At 64.5% G+C, this 24,686-nt stretch carries 15 protein-coding genes and 1 pseudogene; 10 read left to right on the top strand and 6 right to left on the bottom strand.

Annotated elements, in window-relative coordinates:
* Positions 1–112: 112 nt before the first annotated feature.
* The 3 genes from PAN31108_RS22605 (at position 113) to bamE (ending at position 6,748) form a co-directional block, all read left to right on the top strand.
* Positions 113–1,834 carry an autotransporter assembly complex protein TamA gene (locus PAN31108_RS22605; RefSeq protein ID WP_306440165.1) on the top strand — a complete coding sequence of 574 codons (1,722 nt, stop codon included), beginning with the start codon at positions 113–115 and terminating at the stop codon, positions 1,832–1,834.
* On the top strand, positions 1,834–6,078 hold the full coding sequence (locus PAN31108_RS22600) for a translocation/assembly module TamB domain-containing protein (protein ID WP_150671006.1): 4,245 nt from the start codon (positions 1,834–1,836) through the stop codon (positions 6,076–6,078). Before PAN31108_RS22605 ends, PAN31108_RS22600 begins: the two co-directional genes overlap by 1 nt.
* Positions 6,079–6,211: 133 nt before the next feature.
* Positions 6,212–6,748, top strand: a complete 537-nt coding sequence (gene bamE, locus PAN31108_RS22595; protein WP_150671020.1) for an outer membrane protein assembly factor BamE domain-containing protein — start codon at positions 6,212–6,214, stop codon at positions 6,746–6,748.
* 173 nt (positions 6,749–6,921) lie between these two features.
* Here the strand turns inward: bamE and PAN31108_RS22590 are convergent, their stop codons facing one another.
* Positions 6,922–7,179, bottom strand: coding sequence for a DUF6356 family protein (locus PAN31108_RS22590; protein WP_150671005.1), 258 nt, complete (start codon positions 7,177–7,179; stop codon positions 6,922–6,924).
* 117 nt (positions 7,180–7,296) lie between these two features.
* Between PAN31108_RS22590 and PAN31108_RS22585 the strand changes: the two genes are divergently transcribed.
* Positions 7,297–7,758 (top strand): Lrp/AsnC family transcriptional regulator, encoded by a 462-nt coding sequence (locus PAN31108_RS22585; protein ID WP_174990512.1) that lies wholly within the window; start codon positions 7,297–7,299, stop codon positions 7,756–7,758.
* Between the two features lie 119 nt (positions 7,759–7,877).
* The gene (locus tag PAN31108_RS22580) at positions 7,878–8,606 is read left to right on the top strand and encodes a class I SAM-dependent methyltransferase (RefSeq protein WP_150671004.1); all 729 of its coding nucleotides are present in this window, start codon (positions 7,878–7,880) and stop codon (positions 8,604–8,606) included.
* A gap of 80 nt (positions 8,607–8,686) precedes the next feature.
* Here the strand turns inward: PAN31108_RS22580 and metG are convergent, their stop codons facing one another.
* Together metG and PAN31108_RS22570 are read right to left on the bottom strand one after the other, a co-directional pair.
* On the bottom strand, positions 8,687–10,789 hold the full coding sequence (gene metG / locus PAN31108_RS22575; RefSeq protein WP_150671003.1) for a methionine--tRNA ligase: 2,103 nt from the start codon (positions 10,787–10,789) through the stop codon (positions 8,687–8,689).
* 374 nt (positions 10,790–11,163) lie between these two features.
* Positions 11,164–11,832 carry a YiaD family glycine zipper/OmpA-like lipoprotein gene (locus PAN31108_RS22570; protein WP_150671002.1) on the bottom strand — a complete coding sequence of 223 codons (669 nt, stop codon included), beginning with the start codon at positions 11,830–11,832 and terminating at the stop codon, positions 11,164–11,166.
* 262 nt (positions 11,833–12,094) lie between these two features.
* Here PAN31108_RS22570 and apbC point away from each other — a divergent pair.
* The 4 genes and pseudogenes from apbC to gltS form a co-directional block, all read left to right on the top strand.
* Positions 12,095–13,189, top strand: a pseudogene (gene apbC, locus PAN31108_RS22565) (iron-sulfur cluster carrier protein ApbC); the annotation flags it as partial.
* Between the two features lie 123 nt (positions 13,190–13,312).
* A complete protein-coding gene (dcd, locus tag PAN31108_RS22560; protein ID WP_150671000.1) occupies positions 13,313–13,882 on the top strand; it encodes a dCTP deaminase in 570 nt (189 codons plus the stop codon).
* A gap of 106 nt (positions 13,883–13,988) precedes the next feature.
* Positions 13,989–16,274, top strand: a complete 2,286-nt coding sequence (locus PAN31108_RS22555) for an arginine/lysine/ornithine decarboxylase (protein ID WP_047907331.1) — start codon at positions 13,989–13,991, stop codon at positions 16,272–16,274.
* A 413-nt stretch (positions 16,275–16,687) separates the two neighbouring features.
* Complete coding sequence (gene gltS, locus PAN31108_RS22550) at positions 16,688–17,914, top strand: sodium/glutamate symporter (RefSeq protein WP_150670999.1); 1,227 nt, start codon at positions 16,688–16,690, stop codon at positions 17,912–17,914.
* A 78-nt stretch (positions 17,915–17,992) separates the two neighbouring features.
* On the opposite strand, the gene argH is transcribed toward gltS, so the two are convergent.
* The 3 genes from argH to ppc form a co-directional block, all read right to left on the bottom strand.
* A complete protein-coding gene (argH, locus tag PAN31108_RS22545; RefSeq protein WP_150670998.1) occupies positions 17,993–19,390 on the bottom strand; it encodes an argininosuccinate lyase in 1,398 nt (465 codons plus the stop codon).
* 156 nt (positions 19,391–19,546) lie between these two features.
* Positions 19,547–20,284, bottom strand: a complete 738-nt coding sequence (gene aroQ, locus PAN31108_RS22540; RefSeq protein WP_246184097.1) for a gamma subclass chorismate mutase AroQ — start codon at positions 20,282–20,284, stop codon at positions 19,547–19,549.
* A 296-nt stretch (positions 20,285–20,580) separates the two neighbouring features.
* Positions 20,581–23,589, bottom strand: coding sequence for a phosphoenolpyruvate carboxylase (gene ppc, locus PAN31108_RS22535; RefSeq protein WP_150670996.1), 3,009 nt, complete (start codon positions 23,587–23,589; stop codon positions 20,581–20,583).
* Between the two features lie 79 nt (positions 23,590–23,668).
* Here ppc and hemC point away from each other — a divergent pair, with 79 nt between their 5' ends.
* Positions 23,669–24,637 carry a hydroxymethylbilane synthase gene (hemC, locus tag PAN31108_RS22530; RefSeq protein WP_150670995.1) on the top strand — a complete coding sequence of 323 codons (969 nt, stop codon included), beginning with the start codon at positions 23,669–23,671 and terminating at the stop codon, positions 24,635–24,637.
* Positions 24,638–24,686 lie beyond the last annotated feature (49 nt).

Below are 24,686 nucleotides of genomic sequence, written 5' to 3'. Positions count from 1 at the left end.
TTCAAGGAAGGTTTTGACCGTCTCGCAGATCAAATCCGGACACGACGCTGGCCGTCGCTTCGGCGTGCGCTCTTTGCGCCGCCTGCTCTGCCGCCCCTCCCTCGCGCGGATTGTGCTGAGCGCACTGGCCTGCGGCCTGTGGCTACCCGGTTTCGCGCATGCGGACTATCGGGTGCGCGTCGACGCGCCCAAGGAGATCGCCAAGCTCCTGAAGGACAACCTCGACGTGGTGCGCTACGCCGAGCGCGACGACATCGGCGAAGCCCAGTTCGAGCACATCGTCGCGACGATCGGCGAACAGGTGCAGGAACTCACGTCCACCGAAGGCTACTTCTCGCCCGTCACGCACGTGGATGTCGCAACGATCAACGGCAAGCGCGATGTCGATATCAAGGTGGACGCGGGCCCGCGTACGCACATCAAGGAGGTCGATCTGAAGTTCACCGGCCCGGCGGCGGCGCAGGATCCGCAGCGCATCGAGCAGTTACGAAGCGCCTGGGAGTTGCCGGTCGATGCGCCGTTTCGCCAGTCGGACTGGGACAAGGCGAAGAACGATACGCTGTTTCAGCTGGGGCAGAAACGCTACCACGCCGCGAAGATGACCTTCTCGCGCGCTGTGGTCGATGCCGACAACGACGCGGCCTCGCTCGCCGCGACCTTCGAAAGCGGCCCGCCCTTCACGCTGGGCCCGCTGATCATCTCGGGCACGCGGCGCTACCCCGAGCAGATCATCCGCAACATCAACCCGCTGTCCGAGGGCGAGCCGTTCGACGCGGATCGTCTGCAAGAACTGCAACGCCAGATTCAGGCCACGCCGTATTTCTCGAACGTGATCATCTCGGTGACGGAAGATCCAGCGAAGGCCGAGAACGCCCCCATCGAAGTGAAGGTGCGCGAATTCCCCGAGCACCGGGTGCAGAGCGGCGTCGGTTACACGACGGACACCGGCGCGAGCATCAACGGGCGCTATTCGTATTACAACCTGTTCGGCAAAGCGTGGACGTTCGATTCGCAGGCGCGGCTCGAACAGTACCGTCAGGGCGGTTACGCCGAAATCGGCATGCCGCCGGATACGAGCGCCTATACCAATAGCCTGCGCGGCTCGTTCGACCGCACTTATCTGAACGGTCTCGATCAGCGCTCGACGCAGATCGGCATCAAGCGCGCGCGCTCGCGCGAGCGCTACGACTGGGCCTACACGCTGGACTTCTACCGGACGGACGAGCGTCCCGACGGCGGCGAACGCTTCCTGAACAAGGCGCTCGTGCCCGCATTCTCATGGAACCGCCGCGACGTGGACGACCTCATCTTTCCGCGCAAAGGCAACATCATCAACACGCAGGTCGGCTTCGCCGCCAAGCCGGTGCTGACGGATCAGAGCTTCGTGCGGCTGTACGGCCGTATCCGTCAGTACTTCCCGGTCGGCGAGCGCGATCTCGTGCTGGCGCGGCTGGAACTCGGGGCGGTGCTCACGAACGGCAACAGCAACCGGATTCCGTCGTCGCTGCTGTTCTTTGCGGGCGGCACGTCGTCGATTCGCGGCTATACGTACCAGAGCATCGGCCGCCAGCAGAACGGCACGACGTTCCCGACGAAGTATCTCGGCACCGCCAGTCTCGAATATCAGCGCTGGTTCACGCGCGATTGGGGCGCGGCCGTGTTCTGGGATGTGGGCACGGCGACCGACGACTATCGGCACCCCACGCCGCTGTACCACGGCGTGGGTGTGGGCGTGCGCTGGCGCAGCCCGGTCGGTCCCGTCAACCTGGATCTCGGTTACGGCGTGCACGACCGGCGCTTCCGTCCGGCCATCTCGCTGGGGGTGGCCTTCTGATGACGACGATGCGTCTCTCCACTGAATTGCCACTCGATGTTGCCAATGGTCTTGCCCCGCTCGCGATGAGCACCGGCCCGCGCGACGGTGCGCACGAACCGACGCTCGCGGCGCACGCGGGCACGCCTGGCTCTGCTGACGGTGGCGGCCATCCGCCCCCCGACAACATGACGCCCCCGCCCCCGCCCCCGCCTGAGCGGCGTCGATGGGGGCGCTGGCTGGCGGGCACTCTGCTGACGCTCTTGTTGATCGGGGGGCTTGCCATCGGCGTGCTGGTCTGGGCAACGTCCAGCGAACGCGGCAGCCGCTGGCTCTGGCAGACGGCGGTGTCCGCGCTCGGCGGGAAACTGTCCGGCGAGTGGCGCAGCGGCAGCGTGCTGCACGGCTTCACGGTGAACGACGTGCGCTACGTCGACGGCGCGACGCGCATCACCGTCAGCCGGCTCGACACGCGTTGGGATCTCGCCTGGCGTGCGCTGCATTTCACCGTGGACAAGCTGCATGCGGGCGACGTGGAACTGGCCTTCGCGCCGTCGCCGCCGTCGAACACGCCAACGACGATGCCGACGAGTCTGCGCCTGCCGTTGGGCCTGACGCTGAACGACGTGCGCGTGGCGAAGCTCACGCTGCATTCGCCGGCGCTGGTGCTGGAGGATATTCGTGTGACGGCGCGCAGCGATGGCACGCAGCATACGGTGCAACTCGAACATCTCGGCACACCGTACGGCGAGGCTCGGGCGAATCTCCAACTGAACGGCCAGCGGCCGTTTGCGCTGGGCGGCAACGTGGGCTTGCAGGCGAAGGCGGGTGATATTCCCGTCTCGCTGACGGCGAACTTGTCCGGCTCGCTGGACGCCCTCGTCATCGATCTGACGGCCAGCGGCGAGAAGCTCAACGGTACGGCGCACATCGCGGCGTCGCCCTTCGGCGCGGTGCCGCTCTCGCGGGCGCAGATTGCCCTCGATCACATCAATCCGCGCGATTTCGCCCCGGGAGCCCCGCAAGCCGATCTCGCCGTGCAGGCCGATCTGCGGCCCGAACCGGGGGCGCAGGCATTCCGTGTGCTCGGGCCGGTGTCCGTGACCAACGCCAGACCGGGGGCGATCGATGCCGGCGGGCTGCCCGTCGAGCGGCTGCGTACCCAGGTGCTGCTCGACGCAACGCGTCAGTCGTTGACCGGCATCGAACTGAAACTCGCGGGAGGCGCTGTGCTCACCGGTAGCGGTGAGTTGCGTCGCGAAAAGGTTACGCCGCTGGCGGTGCCCGCGAGCGGGGTGGGCGCGGCGGCGGCATCGGTCGCATCGGGCGTGGCATTGCCCACCACGACGGCCGACACCGAGGCCACCGTCGGCGGCTTCGCGCTGACGATGCGCGATCTCGATCTGCGCGCGCTGTACGGCAAGCTGCCGGCGACGAAGCTGGGCGGTCCGCTCGACATCAAGCTCGACGCCGCCGGACAGCGCATCGCACTCGACTGGCGCGATGCGGCGCGACGTGTCCTCGCCGACGTCGGTCTCGACGCGAAGGGCACGACCGTTCATGCGTTATCGCTGGATGCCGGCCACGGCAAGGTCGCGGCCACCGGCGTATTGGAGGCGGGGGACACGGGCGCTTACCAGGCGCAGATCAGGCTCACGCGTTTCGACCCGGCTGCCTGGTACGACCTTTACGGTCCGCAAAAACGCGGTGCGAAAACGCCGTCGGCAAGTGTCACGGGGCAATTCGATGCGCAGGGTGCGTTGCGTCCCGAGTTCGGCCTGGCGCTGAAGTTCGCGTTGCAGGACAGCGTCTACGCCGATTTGCCGATGAGCGGGGCAGGTACCGTGAAGCTGGCGGGCACGCGGTTGCTGCCGAGCGATGCGAGCCTGCTCGTCGCTGGCAACAAAGTGCTGTTGCGCGGCAGTTTCGGTGCGCCGGGCGACAAGATGGCGGTCAACGTCGACGCCCCGTCGCTCGACAAACTCGGTTTCGGTCTCGCCGGCCGTCTGCAACTGGACGGGCAGGTGTCGGGGACGATGGAGCGTCCGGCAGTGGTGGCGACGCTCGCGGCCGACAAGCTCGTGTTCGGGGCGCAGAAGCTCGACCATCTGGCCGGCAAGGTGGACGTGAGCGGCGGCTTGCCCGGTGCGGCAGGCGATCGTCTGAACGTGACGCTCGACGGCCAGGGCTTCACGAGCGATATCGCGCGACTCGACAAGCTCTCGGTGGCGTTGGCGGGCACGCGCGGTGCGCACACGCTGCATCTCAAAACCGCCGGCAAGTTGCGCGAAGCCCCGCTCGACATGAATCTCGACGCGGCGGGCGCGATCACGAACACGCGCGGCAAACCGGGCTGGAAGGGCACCATACAGGCGCTCGAAAACCGGGGTGTGCCGAAGCTCGCGCTGGCGTCGCCGTGGCAGGTCGAGGCGAGTGCCGAGCGCGTCCATCTGGGCGCGGCCAAACTGGTGGCGGCGGCCGGAACGCTGTCGCTGGCGAACTTCGACTACGGCGACGGCCAGATGAAGACGGCGGGCACGATCGACACCCTCGATATCGCGCAGGTGCTGCGCGTGGTGCAGTCGTTCACGGGCGAGCCGTCGCCGGTCGCGAGCGACCTCGTGCTCGACGGCAAATGGAACGTGAGCGCCGCACAGCGCGCCGACGGCTTCGTCGAAGTCGTTCGACGCAGCGGCGACGTGACGTTGCGTCGCGGCGGCGTGAACGAGAGCGTCAAGGTGACGATCACGGGCATTCCGGGACTGAGTGCAGAGAAGGGCGGGGTCGGGGCGCGGGTGCCGCTCGGCCTCTCGGAGATGCGCGCGCGTATCGACTTGTCGGGCCAGACGGCGCGCACGACGGTAAAGGCGATGTCGTCGCTGGTCGGCACGCTCGACGCCGACGTGCAGACCGGCTTGCGCGTGCAAGGGGGGCTGCCGAGCGTGCCCGACGATGCGCCGCTTAGCGGGCGCGTCGCCGTCGCCATCCCGAATCTCGCCAAGTTCGAAGACCTCGCGGGGGCGCAGTTCTCGTTCAAGGGACGCGCGAATCTTCAGATGACGCTGGCGGGCACGGTGGCCAAGCCGCGTCCCACGGGCGAGCTGACGGCCGACGATCTCTCCGCTCAGATGTTCGACACGGGCGTGAGCGTAAAGGACGGCAGGCTTCGTGTTTCGCTGACGCCGACCGAGATCGTGCTGCGCGACGTGGTCGTGACGGGCGGTGGCGGCGGCACGGCCCGCGCGACAGGCAACATCCGGCTCGACACCCCCGAGCCGACGCTTGGCGTGACGCTCGCCGCCGACAAGCTGCAACTGTTCGCCGCGCCCGACCGCCAGTTGTCGCTGACGGGCGAAGCCAGGGCGACCGGCAGTGGCGATGCAATGGCCCTGAATGGCAAGTTCACCGTTGACCGGGCACGTTTTGCGTTGCCGCCGACGAGCGCGCCCAAGCTGGGCGACGATGTCGTAGTCGTGCGCGGCGGCGCTCAGGCGCGCGCCAAGCCGGTCGATCCGAAGGAGGAAGCCGCGCGTATCGAGGCGCAACCGACCAGCCGCTTTTCGCCTCATATCAACGTGGAGGTCAATCTCGGACGCGACTTCCGCTTCGTTGGCGCAGGCGCCGATCTGTTGCTGCGCGGCAGTATGCAGGTGCAGAGCGATCCGCTCACGCCGATGCGTGCGACCGGCACCATCACCGTCGCGGAAGGCACATACGAAGCCTTCGATCGCAAGCTCGCCATCGAGCGCGGGCAGATCAATTTCGTCGGTCCGCTGGGCAACCCCGATATCTACATCCAGGCGATGCGCCGCAATCAGGAAGTCGCGGCGGGCGTGCTGGTGACGGGCACGGTGCGTCAGCCGCGCGTCTCGCTCGTCTCCGAGCCGAACGTGTCGGACGAAGAGAAGCTGTCGTGGCTGATGTTCGGCCACGGCCCCGACGGCGCCGGACTCGGGCAGCGTCAGGCGATGGCGGGAGCGGCCACGGCCCTGCTGGGCGCCACGGGCGGCAAGCGCATCATCAAGGATCTGGGGATCGACGAGTTCAGCATCGGCACCAGCGATTCGGGGCTGGCGGACGACGAGCAGGTCGTCAAAGTCGGCAAGGCGATCTCGGATAACTTCTCGCTGGGATACGAGCAGAGTCTGACCAGCGCAGCGAGTATTGTGAAAATCACGTGGCAGGTGTCGCGTCGCTGGCAACTTGCCTTGCGTACCGGTTCGCTGTCCGGCTTCGATGTGCTGTTCAACCGTCGCTTCGATTGACGGCAGTGCGGTGCGGCGGGCTTGGCGTCCGGTAGGCAGGCAAACGTGAAGAGGAGAGGTAAGGATGAAAACGTCGCTCGATTTCGATCATCGCGCACCGGGCATGCGCCTGGGCCTTCGTTGGGGAGTCGCCATGGGATTGCTCGCGAGTCTGTTGGGACTTTTCGGCTGCGATCAGCAGCAGATCGACAAAGCGCGTGAAAAGGCGCGCGATACGTTCAATGCGGTCAAGCCGGACGACATGCTGCTGCGCGACCTCAAGCCGGGAGTGACGACCGAAGCGCAGGTGCGCGATCAGATGGGCAAGCCGGAGATCGTGTGGGAGAACAACGACGGCTCGCGTCGTCTGGAGTATCCGCGCGCGCCCGGCGGACTCAAGACGTACATGGTCGACATCGGGGCCGACGGCAAGCTGAAAACCGTAACGCAGGCGCTCTCGGCCGAGAATTTCCAGCAAGTGCAGCCGGGCATGTCGCAGGACGACGTGCGGCGTCTGCTCGGCAAACCGACGACGATCACCGAGTATCGTCTGAAGAAGGAAACGGTGTGGAGCTGGCGCTGGCTCGAAGACGGTGTCAATTCGCCGGCGATGTTCAATGCCCACTTCGGCCCGGACGCTCGCGTGACGGTGACGTCGCGCTCGCCCGATCCCGCATCGGAGCGGCCCTGATCGCGAGAGGTGCGTGCCGGCTGCTGGCCGGCTACGATCTGAGCGCCATCTGCGTGCAACCGGGAGGCGGATCCAGCGAGGCCCAGGCAAGGCTCAAGCGAGGCCCCGGTGCAATCCGAGGACGCGGCCGGATGGCTTGCCGATCCCGATCCTATCCCGGTCCGATCCCGGTCCTATCGCTGCGTTGCCTGAGACGTCGGTTCGACCGACGCGCTCGCAGGCGTTGCATGACGGTGCCGGTTCGCCACCATTCGCTCATGCAGCCGCACGATGATCCTGCTTCCGGTCTTCTCAAAGGCGAACGGCAGCACGGCGTGCACGAGACACGCGAGGAAGGCCCCCAGCAACGACAGTGCAAACGACAACGCGGTACCCATGTGCTGGAGATAGTTCTCACCGACGGATGCGGGATGTTGGGTGAATATTTTCATGGCGAGCGTTGTTTCGGGAATGTTTCTGAAGTCTACTGGCGGGCGCTGGGTAAAGGCTTTCAAATATCCCGTTGGATCGGGTAGGATTTGGAAAAATTTTCCTGTTAGGTAGCGGTAATGGACAAAACCGATCTCGCGATTCTTGAAAATCTGCAAACCGATGCCTCGCGCTCGCTCGGCGAGCTGGCTGAGGCGGTGCATCTGTCCCCGACGCCGTGTTGGCGCCGGGTGCAGCGTTTGCGGGAAAACGGCGTCATTACCGGGCAGGTGACGCTGTGCGATCCGCAACAACTGGATCTGCGCGTCACGGCGTTCGTGTTTATCAAAGCCGCAACGCATAGTGAGGACTGGATGGTCCGCTTCGTGGCCGGCGCACGGGAATTGCCCGAAATTGTCGAGATTCACCGTATGGCCGGCGACATCGACTATCTGCTCAAGGTCTATCTGCCCGACATCGCCGCGTACGACCGTTTCTACAAGAAGCTCATTCGCGTGGCCGACCTTCAGGACATCAGCGCGAGTTTTTCGATGGAAACCGTGAAGTTCACCACTGCGTTGCCGGTGGATCATCTGCGTTAGCCGGACGGCGACGTGTGCCGTGGCGTCGGTCGCCGTATTGACGCGGGATCAACGTGCCCCCGACGCGACGTCCGGCGATCACGCCTATTGCATCGATTGGGCATTTTCGGACGACACTCATGGCTCAGAACATCTACGACGATCACGAATTCTTCGCTGGCTACAGCCAGCTCCCGCGGCAGGTCCACGGTCTTGACGGCGCACCGGAATGGCCCGCGATCCGCGCGATGTTGCCGGACCTGCATGGCAAGCGCGTGGTCGATCTCGGGTGCGGCTTCGGATGGGCGTCGCGGTGGATGCGGCGTCAGGGCGCGGCTTCGGTGCTCGGCATCGATCTGTCCCGGAACATGATCGACCGCGCCATGGCCGCCACGTCCGAGGACGCCATCGAATACCGTATCGACGACCTCGACACACTGACCTTGCCCACCGCCGCATTCGATCTGGTCTACAGCGCGCTCACGTTTCACTACGTGCGCGACTTCGGGCGGCTGATCGGGGCGATCTATGGCGGACTCGCGCCGGGCGGGCGTCTCGTTTTCACGCTCGAGCATCCGATCTTCATGGCGGCGGCGCATCCGCACTGGCTCGAAGACGAGGACGGACGCAAGACATGGCCCGTCAACGGTTATTCGGTCGAGGGCGAGCGCCGCACCGATTGGTTCGTCAAAGGCGTGCTCAAGTATCACCTCACGCTCGGCACGACCGTCAATACGCTGATCGAGGCAGGCTTTCACATTCGGGAGCTGAACGAGTTCGCACCGACCGCCGATCAGATTCGTCAGACGCCTGCGCTGGCCGAAGAACTGGAAAGGCCGATGATGCTGATGGTGTCGGCGTCCCGCTGACGCACACGTCCCGCGAAAAGCAAAACACCCCGAGGCCGGAAAGCCGGCACTCGGGGTGTTTCGTCAGACGAACGTGACGCTTACTTCACGCGCATGCCGGGTTTTGCACCGTTGTGCGGTTCGAGGATATAGATGCCCGGTTCCGCCTTCTCGTCGGCGGCCGAGGCGGCCAGCACCATGCCTTCGGATATGCCGAACTTCATCTTGCGCGGGGCCAGATTGGCGACCATGACCGTGAGCTTGCCGACGAGCACTTCCGGTTGCGGATACGCCGACTTGATGCCGGAGAAGACGTTGCGCGTTTGCGCTTCACCCGCGTCGAGCGTGAGTTGCAGCAGCTTGTCCGAGCCGTCGACCGCCTTGCAAGCGACGATCCGGGCAATGCGCAGGTCGATCCTGGCGAAGTCGTCGATGGTGATGACTCCGTCGTCTGCCTTCTCTGCTTTGTCGGATTTATCCGCCTTTGCCGACTTGTCCTTGCCCTTCGCGGCCGCCGCGTCGGCCGTCGGCGCACTGGCTTGCAGCGAGTCGCGGTTGGCCGCGAGCAGCGCTTCGACCTGCTTGCCTTCGACTCGCGTCATCAGGTGCTTGTAAGCGTTGATGGCGGCATCGGCGGTGAGCGGGCGGTCGACGTCCTGCCACGTTTGCGGCGCAATGTTCAGGAACTGCTCCACCGCTTGCGCCGTGGTCGGCAGCACCGGCTTGAGGTACAGCGTCAGCAAACGGAACGCTTCCAGACAGACGGAGCACGCTTCGTGCAATGCCGCAGCCTGCGCCGGGTCCTTCGCAAGATCCCACGGCTTGACGGTGTCGACGTAGCCGTTGATCGCATCGGCCTGTTCCATCACCAGACGCAACGCCTTGCCGAACTCGCGACCCTCGTAATGCGCGGCGATTTGCGGCGCCGCGGCACGCACCTGCGCGAGCAGCGGGGCGTTCATGGCGAGCGCCGACACGCGGCCGTCGAAACGCTTGAGGAGGAAGCCCGCCGCGCGGCTGGCGATGTTGACGTACTTGCCCACCAGATCGCTGTTCACGCGTGCGATGAAGTCATCGAGGTTCAGGTCGAGGTCTTCCATCGTGTTGCCGAGCTTGGCGCCGATGTAGTAACGCAACCACTCCGGATTTAGTCCGGTGTCGATGAAACTTTGCGCCGTAATGAACGTGCCGCGCGACTTCGACATCTTCTGGCCGTCGACGGTCAGGAAGCCGTGGGCGAACACGTTGGTCGGCGTGCGATGGCCCGAGAATTCGAGCATTGCCGGCCAGAACAGCGTGTGGAAGTACATGATGTCCTTCCCGATGAAGTGGTACTGCTCGGTGGTCGAACCGGGCTTCACCCATTCGTCGAAGTTCAGGCCGCGCTTGGCGCACAGATGCTTGAAGCTGGCGTAGTAGCCCACCGGTGCGTCGAGCCACACGTAGAAGTACTTGCCTGGCGCTCCCGGGATTTCGAAGCCGAAGTAGGGCGCATCGCGCGAGATGTCCCAGTCGGCCAGCGTCGATTCGCCGTCTTCGCCGAGCCATTCCTTCATCTTGTTGGCGGCCTCGGGCTGGGCGAGACCGGCGACCCACTTGCGCAGGAACTGCTCGCAACGCTTGTCCGAGAGCTTGAAGAAGTAGTGCGTGGACGTCTTGCGCACCGGCGTGGCGCCCGAGACGACCGAGTACGGATTGAGCAGGTCGGTCGGCGCGTAGGTCGAGCCGCAGACTTCGCACGAATCGCCGTACTGATCCTTGGCGCCGCACTTCGGACACTCACCCTTGATGAAGCGGTCCGGCAGGAACATTTCCTTGACCGGGTCGTATGCCTGTTCGATATCGCGCGCCTCGATCAGCCCCTGCGCCTTGAGGGCCAGATAGACGTTCTCCGACAGTTCGCGGTTCTCTTCCGAATCCGTCGAATAGTAGTTGTCGAACGAGATGTTGAAGCTGTCGAAGTCGCGCTTGTGTTCCTTCCAGACGCGGTCGATCAGTTGTTTCGGCGTGAGCCCTTCCTTCTCGGCACGCAGCATGATCGGCGTGCCGTGCGTGTCGTCAGCCCCGACGTAGTAGACCTCATGGCCCTGCATTCGCATGAACCGTACCCAGATGTCGGTCTGGATGTATTCCACCAGGTGACCGATGTGAATCTGGCCATTGGCGTACGGCAGTGCGGATGTAACGAGAATGCGGCGGGACATGGGGATTGACTGTGGTGGGTTGAGGATGCAGGAAAGGACGATTCTAGCAGGCGGGGCGCGTTGACGCCCAATCGGGCGTGCCGGACGGCGAATTCGCCCCGGTCCGGCGCGTGATCGGAACGCGCGGCCAAAAAAAAGCCGGAACCAGGTTCCGGCATAACTAGGCACACGTAACGTCAATAACAAAGAGGAGATGAAAGCACCCACGGTAGGCACTTCCGAAGGGTCTGAGCGACAGGGCGGTGGATTAGTTCAACCGATGCGCCGACTTTCGATGCTGCGTCGCAGCATGCGTGCGGCGAGGGCGCCGTCGAACGCCCACCCGGCGGGGCGGGCAGGCGTTTGAACGGGGGATTCAGGAACGTTTTACGAGGTTAACCGCGCGGCGCTTGTTGCTGCTGCTGTTGCGGTGCTTGCAGCAGAATTTCGACGCGACGGTTCTGGGCGCGGCCTTCCGCAGTGGCGTCCGAGGCGACCGGCTGGCTCGAACCGACGCCTACGCTTTGCAGGCGGTTCGCGGCCACGCCACGGCTGGTCAGGAACTGGGTCACGCTTTTGGCCCGGTTTTGCGACAGCGGAATGTTGATCCGGTCGCCGCCCGTGCTGTCCGTGTGACCGATCACACGTGCCGTGATGCCGGGGTTCTGATTCATCGAGTTGGCCAGATCGGTGAGCACGGCGGCGAAGTTCGGCTTGATGGCGTACTGGTTGGTGTCGAACGTCACGTCGCTCGGCACGTTGACCTGAAGCTGTCCGTCCGGACGCTCGGAGATCTGTGTGCCCGTGCCGGCCGTATGGCCGCCCAGCGCGTTCTTGATCGATTGCCAGTTGTAGCCGGTGGCGCCGCCGGCGGCCGCGCCGACTGCCGCGCCGATCAGGGTGCCCGTGGTATTGCCACCGATGAGGTTGCCCAGACCCGCCCCGACCGCAGCACCGACACCGGTGCCGACCGCTGTGTTCGTGCCCTGCGGCGTCTGGCACCCGGCGAGCATGGCGGCCGCGACCAGTACGAGCGCGGAAGCGCGCAGAGTGTTTTTGTTCATTTGAGGCTCCTTATCGATTAGCTAGCTGTGATGAAACACGCGTAAGCACTTCGTCGAAGCACGCGCGCGCCGCAGGGCTTTTGAACCTGAAGGCGCGACGTCTTTTACAATAGCGCTGAGCTTCAACCGCAGGCAAGGACAAATTGCCGCGACGGCTGGTTCCCCATAACACGCGCGCCTCGAATGCTAGTCGAGAGCGTGCGCCACGGTTGTTACAAGTTGTTAGCGCTTCGCCGGGCCCGTCCGGCGTGCCTCGACAGAGCGAGAGACCCACATGGAAGTCGCCCAAATCAATGAAGTGCTGCGTGGCATCGTCGACCCGGACACGGGCCTCGACCTGATCGCCGGCAAGTATGTGAAGCAGGTCGCGGCCGAGCACGGCCACGTCGGTATCCAGATCGAGTTCGGTTATCCCGCCAAAAGCCAGTTCGAAGCGATGCGCACCCGAATTACCGACGCTGTCGGCAAGTTGCCCGGGGTCGAGCGCGTGGCCGTCGAAATCGGCCAGAAGATCGTATCGCACGCCGTTCAACGCGGGGTAAAGCTCCTTCCCAATGTCAAGAACATCGTCGCCGTGGCCTCGGGCAAAGGCGGCGTGGGCAAGAGCACCACGGCGGTGAATCTGGCGCTCGCGCTTGCCGCCGAAGGCGCGAGCGTCGGGATTCTCGACGCCGACATCTACGGCCCGTCGCTGCCCACGCTGCTCGGCATTCACGGCAAGCCGGCGTCGAAAGACGGCAAGACCCTCGAACCGATGATCGGTCACGGTCTGCAGGCGAGTTCCATTGGCTTCCTGATCGAGCCGGACAATCCCATGGTGTGGCGCGGGCCGATGGTCACGCAGGCGCTCGAACAATTGCTCAACCAGACGAACTGGCACGACCTCGACTATCTGATCGTCGATATGCCGCCGGGCACGGGTGACATCCAGCTCACGCTCGCACAGAAGGTGCCGGTCACGGGCGCGGTCATCGTCACGACCCCGCAGGATCTGGCGCTGCTCGATGCGCGCAAGGGTCTGAAGATGTTCGAGAAGGTCGGCGTGCCGATTCTCGGCCTCATCGAGAACATGAGCCTGCACATTTGCTCGAACTGCGGTCATGAGGAGCCGATCTTCGGTGTGGGCGGCGGCGAGCGCATGAGCCACGATTTCGACGTCGATCTGCTGGGCAAGCTGCCGCTGGAGATGAGCATCCGGGTGCATGCCGACGCAGGCATGCCGAGCGTGGTGGGCGATCCGGACGGTCGCGTGGCCGAACTCTACAAGAGCATCGCCCGCAAGGTCGCCGTGAAGATCGCGGCCAAGCAGAAGGACATGACCAGCAAGTTCCCGTCGATCGTGGTGCAGAACACCTGAGAACGGGGCGCGAAGGGGCCGGGCAGGCCCGCGCGGGGCGGTGCGAGTGAAAACGTCACCGCACCGCAACAATCGCGTAAAATACGCCCACTTTTTACGTACCACCCCAATTCAGGCCCCGACATGAGCATCAAGTCCGACAAATGGATCCGGCGTATGGCCGAAGCGCACGGCATGATCGAGCCCTTCGAGCCGTCGCAGATCCGGTATTCCCAGGACGGGCAAAAGATCGTCAGCTATGGCACGTCGAGCTACGGCTACGACATTCGCTGTGCGCCTGAATTCAAGGTCTTCACGAACATCAACTCGACCATCGTCGACCCCAAGAACTTCGACGAGAAGTCCTTTGTTGATGTGCAGAGCGATGTCTGCATCATTCCGCCGAACTCGTTCGCGCTTGCGCGCACCGTGGAGTACTTCCGCATTCCGCGCAGCGTGCTCACCGTGTGTCTCGGCAAGTCCACGTATGCCCGCTGCGGCATTATCGTGAACGTGACGCCGTTCGAACCCGAATGGGAGGGCTACGTGACCCTGGAGTTCTCGAACACGACGCCGTTGCCGGCCAAGATTTACGCCAACGAGGGCGTGGCGCAGGTGCTGTTCTTCGAATCCGACGAAGTCTGCGAGACGTCGTACAAGGATCGTGGCGGCAAATATCAGGGACAGCGTGGTGTCACGCTGCCGAAAACCTAGCCTCGTAAGCTAGACACTCGCCGCCGGTGAGCATCCTCAATATCGCAATGCCCCAGAGCCACGGCCATGTCGGACCGTGGCTCGTTCTTTTGTCGAAGGAACGCCAATGAAATTCCGTTTTCCGATCGTCATCATCGACGAGGACTTCCGCTCCGAGAACATTTCCGGATCCGGGATTCGCTCCTTGGCGGAGGCCATCGAGGCCGAGGGCATGGAAGTCAACGGTCTCACCAGCTACGGTGATCTGACCTCGTTCGCGCAGCAGGCCAGCCGCGCGTCGAGCTTCATCCTGTCCATCGACGACGACGAGTTCGGCACGTTCTCGAGCGAAGCGGGCGGCGAGGGCGAGGGTGAACTGGCGCTGGCCATCATCAACCTGCGTGCCTTCGTGCAGGAAGTGCGCCGCCGCAATCCGGATATTCCGATTTTCCTGTACGGGGAGACGCGCACCTCACGCCACATCCCGAACGACATCCTGCGCGAGTTGCACGGCTTCATCCACATGTTCGAAGACACGCCGGAGTTCGTGGCGCGTCACATCATTCGTGAAGCGAAGTCGTACCTCGATTCGCTGCCGCCGCCGTTCTTCCGCTCGCTCACGCACTACGCGGCCGACGGTTCCTACTCGTGGCACTGCCCGGGCCACTCGGGCGGCGTGGCGTTCCTCAAGAGCCCGGTGGGTCAGATGTTCCACCAGTTCTTCGGCGAGAACATGCTGCGCGCAGACGTGTGCAACGCCGTGGAGGAACTCGGCCAGTTGCTCGATCACAACGGCCCGGTGGGCGCGTCGGAGCGCAATGCGGCGCGCATCTTCAACGCCGATCACCTCTTCTTCGTGACGAACGGTACGTCGACGTCGAACAAGATCGTGTGGCATGCGACCGTGGCGCCGGGCGATATCGTGGTCGTCGACCGTAACTGTCACAAGTCGATTCTGCACGCGATCACCATGACGGGGGCGGTGCCGGTGTTCCTGACACCGACGCGCAACCACCTCGGCATCATCGGCCCGATTCCGAAGTCGGAATTCGAGCCGGAAGTGATTCGCGCCAAGATCGAAGCGAACCCGTTCGCCCGTGAGGTGCTGGAGCGCGACCCGAACGCCAAGCCGCGTATCCTGACGATTACGCAGAGCACGTATGACGGCGTGATCTACAACGTCGAAATGATCAAGGACGTGCTCGGCAACAACATCGACACGCTGCACTTCGACGAAGCCTGGCTGCCGCACGCGGCGTTCCACGAGTTCTATCGCGACATGCACGCGATCGGCGAAGGCCGTCCGCGCTCGTCGGAAGCGACGATTTACGCTACGCACTCCACGCACAAGCTGCTCGCCGGGATTTCGCAGGCGTCGCAGATCGTGGTGCAGGACTCGGATGCGCGTACGTTCGATACGTACCGTTTCAACGAGGCGTATCTGATGCACACGTCGACCTCGCCGCAGTACGCGATCATCGCGTCGTGCGACGTAGCGGCTGCGATGATGGAGCCGCCGGGCGGCACTGCGCTGGTCGAGGAGTCGATCGTCGAAGCGCTCGACTTCCGCCGCGCGATGCGCAAGGTGGATCAGGAGTACGGCGATTCCTGGTGGTTCTCGGTCTGGGGCCCGGAGAATCTGGGCGACGAGGGCACGATTCAGCGGGAAGACTGGGTGCTGCGCGCGAACGATCGCTGGCACGGCTTCGGCGATCTGGCCGACGGCTTCAACATGCTGGATCCGATCAAGGCGACGATCATCACGCCGGGGCTGGACGTGGACGGCGAGTTCGGCGAAAGCGGCATTCCGGCCGCTATCGTCACCAAGTATCTGGCCGAGCACGGCATCATCGTCGAGAAGACCGGCCTGTACTCGTTCTTCATCATGTTCACCATCGGCATCACCAAGGGCCGCTGGAACTCGATGCTCACGGAGTTGCAGCAGTTCAAGGACGATTACGATCACAACCGTCCGTTGTGGCGTGTGCTGCCGGAGTTCGTGGCGCAGTTCCCGCGCTATGAGCGCATCGGCCTGCGCGATCTGTGCGATCAGATCCACAGTGTCTACAAGGCGAACGACGTGGCGCGCGTGACGACCGAAATGTATCTCTCGGACATGCAGCCGGCCATGAAGCCGACGGACGCCTTCTCGAAGCTGGCGCACCGTCAGATCGACCGGGTGCCCATCGACGAGCTGGAGGGCCGCGTGACGAGCGTGCTGCTCACGCCGTACCCGCCGGGCATTCCGCTGTTGATCCCGGGCGAGCGCTTCAACGCGGCGATCATCGAGTACCTGCGCTTCGCGCGCGACTTCAACGAGCGCTTCCCGGGCTTCCACACCGATATTCACGGTCTGGTGGTCGAGGAGGTGGACGGTCGTCCCGAGTATTTCGTGGATTGCGTGCGCCAGTAAGCGCAGACAGGGGAGGTCGCGCCCCTGTGTCACGGCCTGACAGGACGGCCCCGTGTGAGAACACGGGGCCGTTTGTGTTTTCCTGCGGCACCAGGCTGCACCAGGCGGTATTCGGTCACATCAGACGTGAAGATTGGGCGCGACGGTCTCGCCGGATTTGCGTGAGCGCATACTCGGATTTCGGGGCAACGAATATCAACGGATGCTCATACGCTATTTGCGTTGAAGCATGACATCTGCGAAACCGTTGCAACTGTCGATGAAATGACGTCAGATTTTCGCAAATCGATGTGAGGTGACGTAAAACAAAAGTTTTGTGTGGAGACTCGACTTCATATGTTTTAAGAATTTTCCTATTAGCCGGCGACATGTCGATTGCTACACTCGTCGCACTTTTTGTTGCGGGGACAGGCATGGAAATCACCAGGGAATTGGCGTTCGGCACGTACGGCACACTCGTTTGCGCCACGCTGGTGCTATTGCTCGGGCGCAAGCTGGTCGAGTGGTTTGGGCCATTGCGCACGTACAGCATTCCGGAGCCGGTGGCGGCGGGGCTACTCGTTGCGCTTGGCACGCTGTCGTTGCGTGAGGTGGGCGACGTCGAACTGAAGTTCGATACGACGCTGCAAGGTCCGCTGATGCTGGCGTTTTTCGCGACCATCGGTCTGTCGGCGAATCTGGCCAGTCTGCGTGCCGGCGGTAAGCGGCTGGTGCTGTTTCTTGGCGTTGTGGCGGCGATGCTCGTGATGCAGAACGCGATCGGGGTCGGGTTGGCCATGTCGATGGGCTTGCCGCCGGGCGTGGGGTTGCTGGGCGGGTCGATCACGCTGGCGGGCGGGCATGGGACGGGCGCTGCATGGGGCGAGACGCTCACCTCGCGCTACGGCGTGCAGTCGGCGCTTGAAATCGCAATGGCCTGTGCGACCTTCGGGCTGGTGCTCGGCGGGCTGCTGGGCGGTCCGGTGGCGCGCTATTTGGTGGGGCGTCTGGGGCGCACGGGGGCGAGCGTGCCCGGCGCCGATGCCGCGAAGGACGCTGCGCCCGAAGGCTTCGAGCAACCGCACACGGTGCGTCTGATTACGGCGCAGGCGTTGATCGAGACCGTGGCGATGATCGCCATCTGCTTGCTGGGCGGCGAAATGCTTGCGCGCTGGTTGTCGGAGACGCCGCTCGAATTGCCGACCTTCGTGTGCGTGCTCTTCACCGGCGTTGTCGTGCGCAACGTGTTGTCGATGGTGGGCTACGAAGTCTTCGAGCGCTCGCTATCGGTGCTGGGCAACGTGAGTTTGTCGCTGTTTCTCGCGATGGCGCTGATGTCCTTGCGACTGTGGGACCTTTCGACGCTGGCGTTGCCGATGATTGTGATTCTCGTGGTGCAGGCAGTGGCGATGGCGGCATTCGCGATCTTCGTGACGTTCCGCGCCATGGGACGCAACTACGATGCGGCGGTGCTCGCTGCCGGGCACTGCGGCTTCGGTCTGGGGGCGACGCCCACGGCCATCGCCAACATGCAGGCGGTGACGGAGCGCTTCGGTCCGTCGCACATCGCCTTCCTGATCGTGCCCATGGTCGGGGCGTTTTTCATCGATATTCTTAACGCGCTGGTGATCAAGGGGTTCTTGTCGTTGCCGATATTCTGAACATGCCGACGTAAAAAATGCCACCCGAAGGGTGGCATTTTTTTTGCGTCGGCGACGCGAGAACGGCTGGTGCGTCGCTTACTTCGCCAGCTTCGCGCGTGCTGCGGCGATGGCGCGCTGAACTTGCGCCGGGGCCGTGCCGCCGATGTGGTTGCGGCTGGCGACCGAGCCTTCGAGCGTGAGAGATGCGAAGACGTCTTCACCGACGAGCGGCGAGAACTTCTGCAACTCGGCAAGCGACAGATCCGCCAGATCGATATCGCGATCCGAGCAGATCTTCACGGCGTGCGCGACGATTTCATGCGCGTCGCGGAACGGCAGACCCTGCTTCACGAGGTAGTCGGCCAGATCGGTCGCCGTCGAGAAGCCTTGCAGCGCCGCGTTGCGCATATTGGCTTCGCGCACCTTGATGCCCGGCACCATGTCGGCAAAGATCCGCAGCGTGTCGATGACGGTGTCGACCGTATCGAACAGCGGTTCCTTGTCTTCCTGATTGTCCTTGTTGTAGGCGAGCGGCTGGCCCTTCATCAGCGTGAGCAGCGCGATCAGATGGCCGTTCACACGACCGGTCTTGCCGCGTGCGAGTTCGGGCACATCCGGGTTCTTCTTCTGCGGCATGATCGAGCTGCCGGTGCAGAAACGGTCGGCCAGATCGATGAAGCCCACGCGCGGGCTCATCCACAGCACCAGTTCTTCCGAGAAGCGCGAGACGTGGGTCATCACGAGCGCGGCGGCGGCCGTGAATTCGATGGCGAAGTCGCGATCCGACACGGCGTCGAGCGAGTTCGTGCAGACCTCTTCGAAGCCGAGCGTCGCGGCAACGCGCTCGCGATCGATCGGGTAACTCGTGCCGGCCAGCGCAGCCGCGCCCAGCGGCAGACGGTTCACGCGACGGCGCACGTCCAGCATGCGCTCGGCATCGCGGCTGAACATCTCGAAGTAAGCCATGAGATGGTGACCGAACGTCACCGGCTGGGCCACTTGCAGATGCGTGAAGCCCGGCAGGATCGTGGCGCTGTGTTGTTCCGCCAGATCCAGCAGCGCAAGGCGCAGGTCGCCGAGGTGTTTGCCGATGGTGTCGATTTCGCTGCGCAGCCACAGACGGATGTCGGTTGCGACCTGATCGTTACGCGAGCGGCCGGTGTGCAGACGCTTGCCGGCGTCGCCGATCAGGGCCGTCAGGCGGGCTTCGATGTTGAGGTGAACGTCTTCGAGATCCAGTTGCCACTCGAACTGACCGCCTTCGATCTCCGCGCGAACTTGTGCCATGCCTCGCTGGATGTCGGCCAGATCCTGCGCGGTGATGATGCCTTGCGCAGCGAGCATGTCGGCGTGAGCGAGCGAACCTTCGATGTCGAACAGCGCGAGTCGCTTGTCGAAGAACACCGACGCGGTATAGCGCTTGACGAGATCGGAAACGGGTTCGGAAAAGCGGGCCGACCAGGCTTCGCCTTTCTTGTGGAGTTGGGAGGTCATTGTCGTAGCGTGGCTAATCGTGGGCCCGTTCAGGCCCGTGGGCGCAAACCGTGGCAAAGCACGGCAAACCGCGATTATACAACCCCGGCGGTCACGCTACGACAAGCGCCGGCGCGCATGCTGCCGCCAGGGCCAGTCCGGCGGGCGTGGCTGCCGTCAGTTCACCAGCGACAGCGTCCAGACACGCGGCGGCGCGGACAGACACAGTCCGGACGTCGCTTCGTCGAACGCCGCCCGTTGCAGCGCTTCGAGCTTCGCCGTCCGTGCAATGCGCTCGCGCGCCTGATGGATGCGCGCCAGCCGCGACGGGTCGTCGGGCAGCGCACAAAGGCGTCCGAGGTCGTGCATCAGGGACGTGCCGAGCTTATCGAGCGCCGGACGCAACCGTGTGCTCAGGTCGACGGGTTCCCCCGGGGCGGCGCCGTCGCGCGCCCAGCGCGCCAGCAACGCCGTTTGCACGAGTTTGCCCGCTTCGATTTGCAGACGGAAGAAGGTGCGCGCCTGTGCGGGCGTCAGGCCGAACTGGGGGGCGCGTTCGCCCACGTTGTCGAGCAAGGCCTGTTCGCGGGGCGTATCCTGCACCGGTTTGCCCGACGCGTACTTGTTGCGGGCCACGGCCTCGCTAATCGACAGTCGCGCCAGAATGCCGTTCATCAACGGATCGAGTACGGGATCGACGATGGGACGTGGCCCGGACGCGTGCGCCGGCGACGCGGCCAGCGCCTGCGAGACGAGCCGCACGGCGAACCCGCGTATCCCGTGCGGTGCAGCCGCCAGTGCTCGAGCGGTGGACGCAGACGTCTCGGCGTCCGCACCCGGCGCCGCCGTTTCCGTCGGCGTGGCGGCGTGAGCGCCCGCACTGAACGCTCCGACGGCGAACGACGCACATGTCACGAGCAAGGCGGCCCATCGTTTGAAGGGCTGGCGGGCGAACGGCCCGTTCGATCGGACGCGATGCGAAGGATGAGAGTGATCGGAATGCATGATGGATTGGCCCCCCGGCAGCCATCGGGTCGAATGCGTCGAAATATACCGCCCTATGCGTCGACTGTCGTTGGGGAGATTCCCAAGAGCGGATGGACTCGCCCTCGGGAGGTCTCATCGAATAGGGGAGAGCGGCCCCTGCCCGGCGGTGGGGGCCGGGGCGCTACGCCGCGCCTGCCCCGGTTGATATCGATCGCTTTTCGACGTCAGCCGGTATTGCGCAGTCCGGCCGCAATCCCGTTGATGGACAGATGGATGCCGCGCCGCGCCCGCTCGTCCGATTCCCCCGCGCGATGCCGGCGCAGCAACTCGACCTGCAAGTGATTGAGCGGATCGAGATACGGAAAGCGGTTCTTGATCGAGCGCGCGAGCATCGGATTGTCCGCCAGACGCTCTTCGTGCCCGGTGATCAGCGCCAGCGCCTGCGACGTGCTTTGCCACTCGGCGACGATACGGTGGAACACACGCTTGCGCAGTTTTTCGTCCGGCACGAGTTCGGCGTAACGCGAGGCCACGGCAAGATCCGTCTTGGCGAGCACCATGTCCATGTTCGAGAGCAGGTTCGCAAAGAACGGCCAGCGCTTGACCATCTGACGCAGCGTGTCCAGGCGCTTGTCGCGCCCCGCCTTGTCGCTGTCGAGATAGGCGCTTACCGCGCTGCCGAAGCCGTACCAGCCGGTGAGCAGCAGGCGGCACTGCCCCCACGAGAAGCCCCACGGAATGGCGCGCAGGTCTTCGATGCGGCGATGCTTCGGATCGGAGAACTTGCGCGACGCGGGACGCGAACCGATGTTCAGTTCGGCGATCTCCGCGATTGGCGTGGCCGAGAAGAAGTAGTCGGTAAAGCCGGGCGTCTCGTACACGAGATCGCGATAGGCGTCGAACGCGGTGTCGGAGAGCGTCTGCATGACGGCCTCGAACGCCGCCAGACGTGGCGGCTGATTGCGGCTCGGCAGCAGGGTGGCTTCGAGCGTGGCGGCGACGATGGTCTCCAGATTGCGGCGTCCGATCTCCGGGTTGGCGAACTTGCTGGCAATGATCTCGCCTTGCTCCGTCAGGCGGATCTGCCCGTTCACGGTGCCCGGCGGCTGCGACAGAATGGCCTGATAGGTCGGGCCGCCGCCGCGACCGACCGTGCCGCCCCGGCCGTGGAACAGGCGCAGGCGGATCCCTTTCTCCTCGAACAGACGCACCAGCGCCAGTTCGGCCTTGTAGAGTTCCCAGTTGGAGGTGAGGAAGCCGCCGTCCTTGTTGCTGTCCGAATAGCCGAGCATGACTTCCTGCTCACCGCCTTGCTGCGTCACGACACCCGACATACCCGGGATGTCGAAGAACTCGCGCATGATGACCGGCGCGTTGCGCAAGTCGGCAATCGTCTCGAACAGCGGGATGACCATCGCGCCGACCCTGGGCTCGAGCGCTTTCGTCCCTTCGCCGCCGAGTGCGCCCTGAAAGAGTCCCGTCTCCTTTTGCAGCAGCATCACCTCCACCAGATCGCTCACGGTTTCCGTGTGGGAGATGATGTAGTTGCGTACGGCTCGCGCGCCGAAGCGGGCGCGGATGTCGCGTGCGGCGGCAAACACGGCCAACTCGTCGCGTGTGCGTTGCGAGTATTCGAGATACGGCGAGAAGAGCGGACGCGCTTCGCGTAGTTCGCGCAGCAACAGCGCGAGCTTCTGGTCCTCGTCGAGCTTTGCGTAATTCGTTTCCACGCCGGCTTTTGCGAACAACTCCGCGATGACCGCTTCGTGGATGTCCGAGCTTTGACGCAGGTCGATGCTCGCGAGATGGAAGCCGAACACCTCGGCGGCGCGCACGAGCGGTCCGAGGCGTTGCGAGACGAGTGCGCTGCCGTGATGCGCCATGAGCGACGCGACGACCGTGTTCAGATCGGAGATGAACTCGCTGGCGTCGAGATAAGGGCTGGCGTTGCCGACAGCACCGCGATGCGGCACGTGACCGACCCACTCGCGCGCGGTCGCGGCCAGTCGCGCGTACACGCCGATCAGCGCGCGTCGGTAGGGTTCGTCGGTGCGATGCGGGGAGTCGTCCGGCGAGCGGCGGGCGAGCGTGAGCAGCGCGTCGCTGGCGCCGGCGAGCAGTTGCGAGACGGACAGCTCCGCGCCCAGCAAGTGCACCTCTTCGAGGTAGTGAGCGAAGATTTCCGTGGCCTGCCGGGTGATTGCCAGTTGCAGCGTCTGCGCAGTGACGTTCGGGTTGCCGTCGCGATCGCCGCCGATCCAACTGCCCATTTGCAGGAAGCGTCCGAGGCCTTCGGAGCGTACGCTGGGCACGGCGTCGTGCAACTCGGCGGCCACATCGTCGTACAGCGCAGGAATCTCGGACAGGAACGTACTGCGGTAGTACGACAGCGCGTTTTCGATTTCGTCGGCCACCGTCAGGCGCGAGCTGCGCAGCATGCGCGTCTGCCAGAGGGTCGTGACGTAGGCGCGCATCGATTCCGTGTTGCGCGACGACTCGCGCTCCGTCAGCGCGTCGTCACGATGTTCCAGCAGTCGGGCGATTTCGCGTTCGGCGTCGAGAATGCTCTTGCGCTGGACTTCGGTCGGGTGGGCGGTGAGCACCGGCACGATGAGCGCGCTGGCGAAGAAGGCTTGCAATGTGGCGGGATCGTCGCGCCCGGCGTCCTTCAGGCTTTGCAGCGCGGCGCTCAGGCTGCCCGGCTGGGGGCGGCTGCCGGCCAGTGCATGCACGCGACGACGGCGGTTGTGATGGCGATCTTCGGCAATGTTGGCCAGATGCGAGAAGTAACTGAACGCCCGCACAACCTGAATGGCTTGCTCGTTGGTCAGCCCGTTGAGCAGGGAGTCGAGCGCTTTGGCGGCGCTGCGGTCGCCTTCGCGGTGAAAGCGCACGGCGTTCTGGCGAATGGTCTCGACCAGATCGAAGGCGGCGCTGCCCTGTTGCTCGCGCAGCACGTCGCCGAGCAGGCGGCCGAGGAAGCGGATGTCCTCACGCAGCGGGGCGTCCTTGTCCTCGCGCGAGCGGCGGGCTTTGGGCGTTGCTGCGGAGGGCAGGACCTTGCCCGTCCCGTTGGCGGCCGGGCCCGAGCGGGGCGACCGCGATGGGCGCGGCGGCGTGGCTGAGGCGGCTGGGGTGGATGAAACCGCGGCTGCTGCCTTCGCGGGGGACGTCTTGCCGACCGACTTGGCCAGGCCCTCTTTCGGGGCTTTTGCCTTTGCGCTGCTCTTCATGTCGCTCCTCTCGAGACCAGCCGTTCGGGCCGGTCAAGCGTGTTACCATTTTTTCTTTTGGTCTTCACGCGGTTGCTGAATGAACTTCGCTTCTCCTGAAACCCTGGTGATCGCTTCACGCGAGAGCCGCCTCGCCATGTGGCAAGCCGAACACGTTCGTGACGCGCTGCACAAATTATATCCGCAGTGTCACGTCAGTATTCTCGGAATGACCACTCGCGGTGACCAAATTCTCGACCGTTCGCTCGCGAAGGTCGGCGGCAAGGGGCTGTTCGTCAAGGAACTCGAACTGGCGCTGGCCGACGGCCGCGCCGATCTCGCCGTGCACTCGCTCAAAGACGTACCGATGCAGTTGCCGGACGGTTTTGCGCTGGCTGCCGTGCTCGAACGCGAAGACCCGTGCGACGCTTTCGTGAGCAACGACTACGACAGCCTGGACGCCTTGCCGGCCGGGGCGGTCGTCGGCACGTCGAGCCTGCGACGCGAAGTGAGTCTGCGCACACGTTATCCGCATCTCAAGGTCGCGCCGTTGCGCGGCAATCTCGACACGCGTCTGGCCAAGCTCGACCGGGGCGACTTCGCGGCCATCATTCTGGCCGCAGCCGGCCTGAAGCGCCTTGGGCTGGCGGCGCGTATCCGGGCGATCATTCCGACGGATGCGAGCCTGCCGGCAGCCGGTCAGGGGGCGCTCGGCATCGAAGTGCGCGCCGGACGTCCCGAAATCTTGCAATGGCTCGCACCGTTGCACGATGCCAACACTACGCTGGCGGTGAGCGCCGAGCGTGCGGTATCGAGAGCGCTCGGCGGCTCGTGTCAGGTGCCTCTTGGCGCGTATGCCGAACGGTCGTCGCACGGCGATCTGGCGCTGCGTGCCTTTATCGCCTCGACGGACGGTGCGACGGTGCTTCGTGCGCAAGGCGCCGCCAAGGTGGCGGTGGGCGACGTGGCCGGCGCCGAGGCGCTGGGCCGGCGCGTGGCGCAGGAACTGATCGACGCGGGCGGGCTGGCGTTGGTGCCACCGTCCGAGCCGAAGGACGCTGCCGTTTGACGCCGCGCACGCCGACGCCGCCGACACCGACGGGCGTGACGGTCACAAC

It is taken from the genome of Pandoraea anhela, from assembly GCF_902459655.1.
In the GTDB taxonomy this organism is placed as follows: Bacteria; Pseudomonadota; Gammaproteobacteria; order Burkholderiales; family Burkholderiaceae; genus Pandoraea; species Pandoraea anhela.
This window is presented reverse-complemented; position numbering and strand designations above follow the sequence as displayed.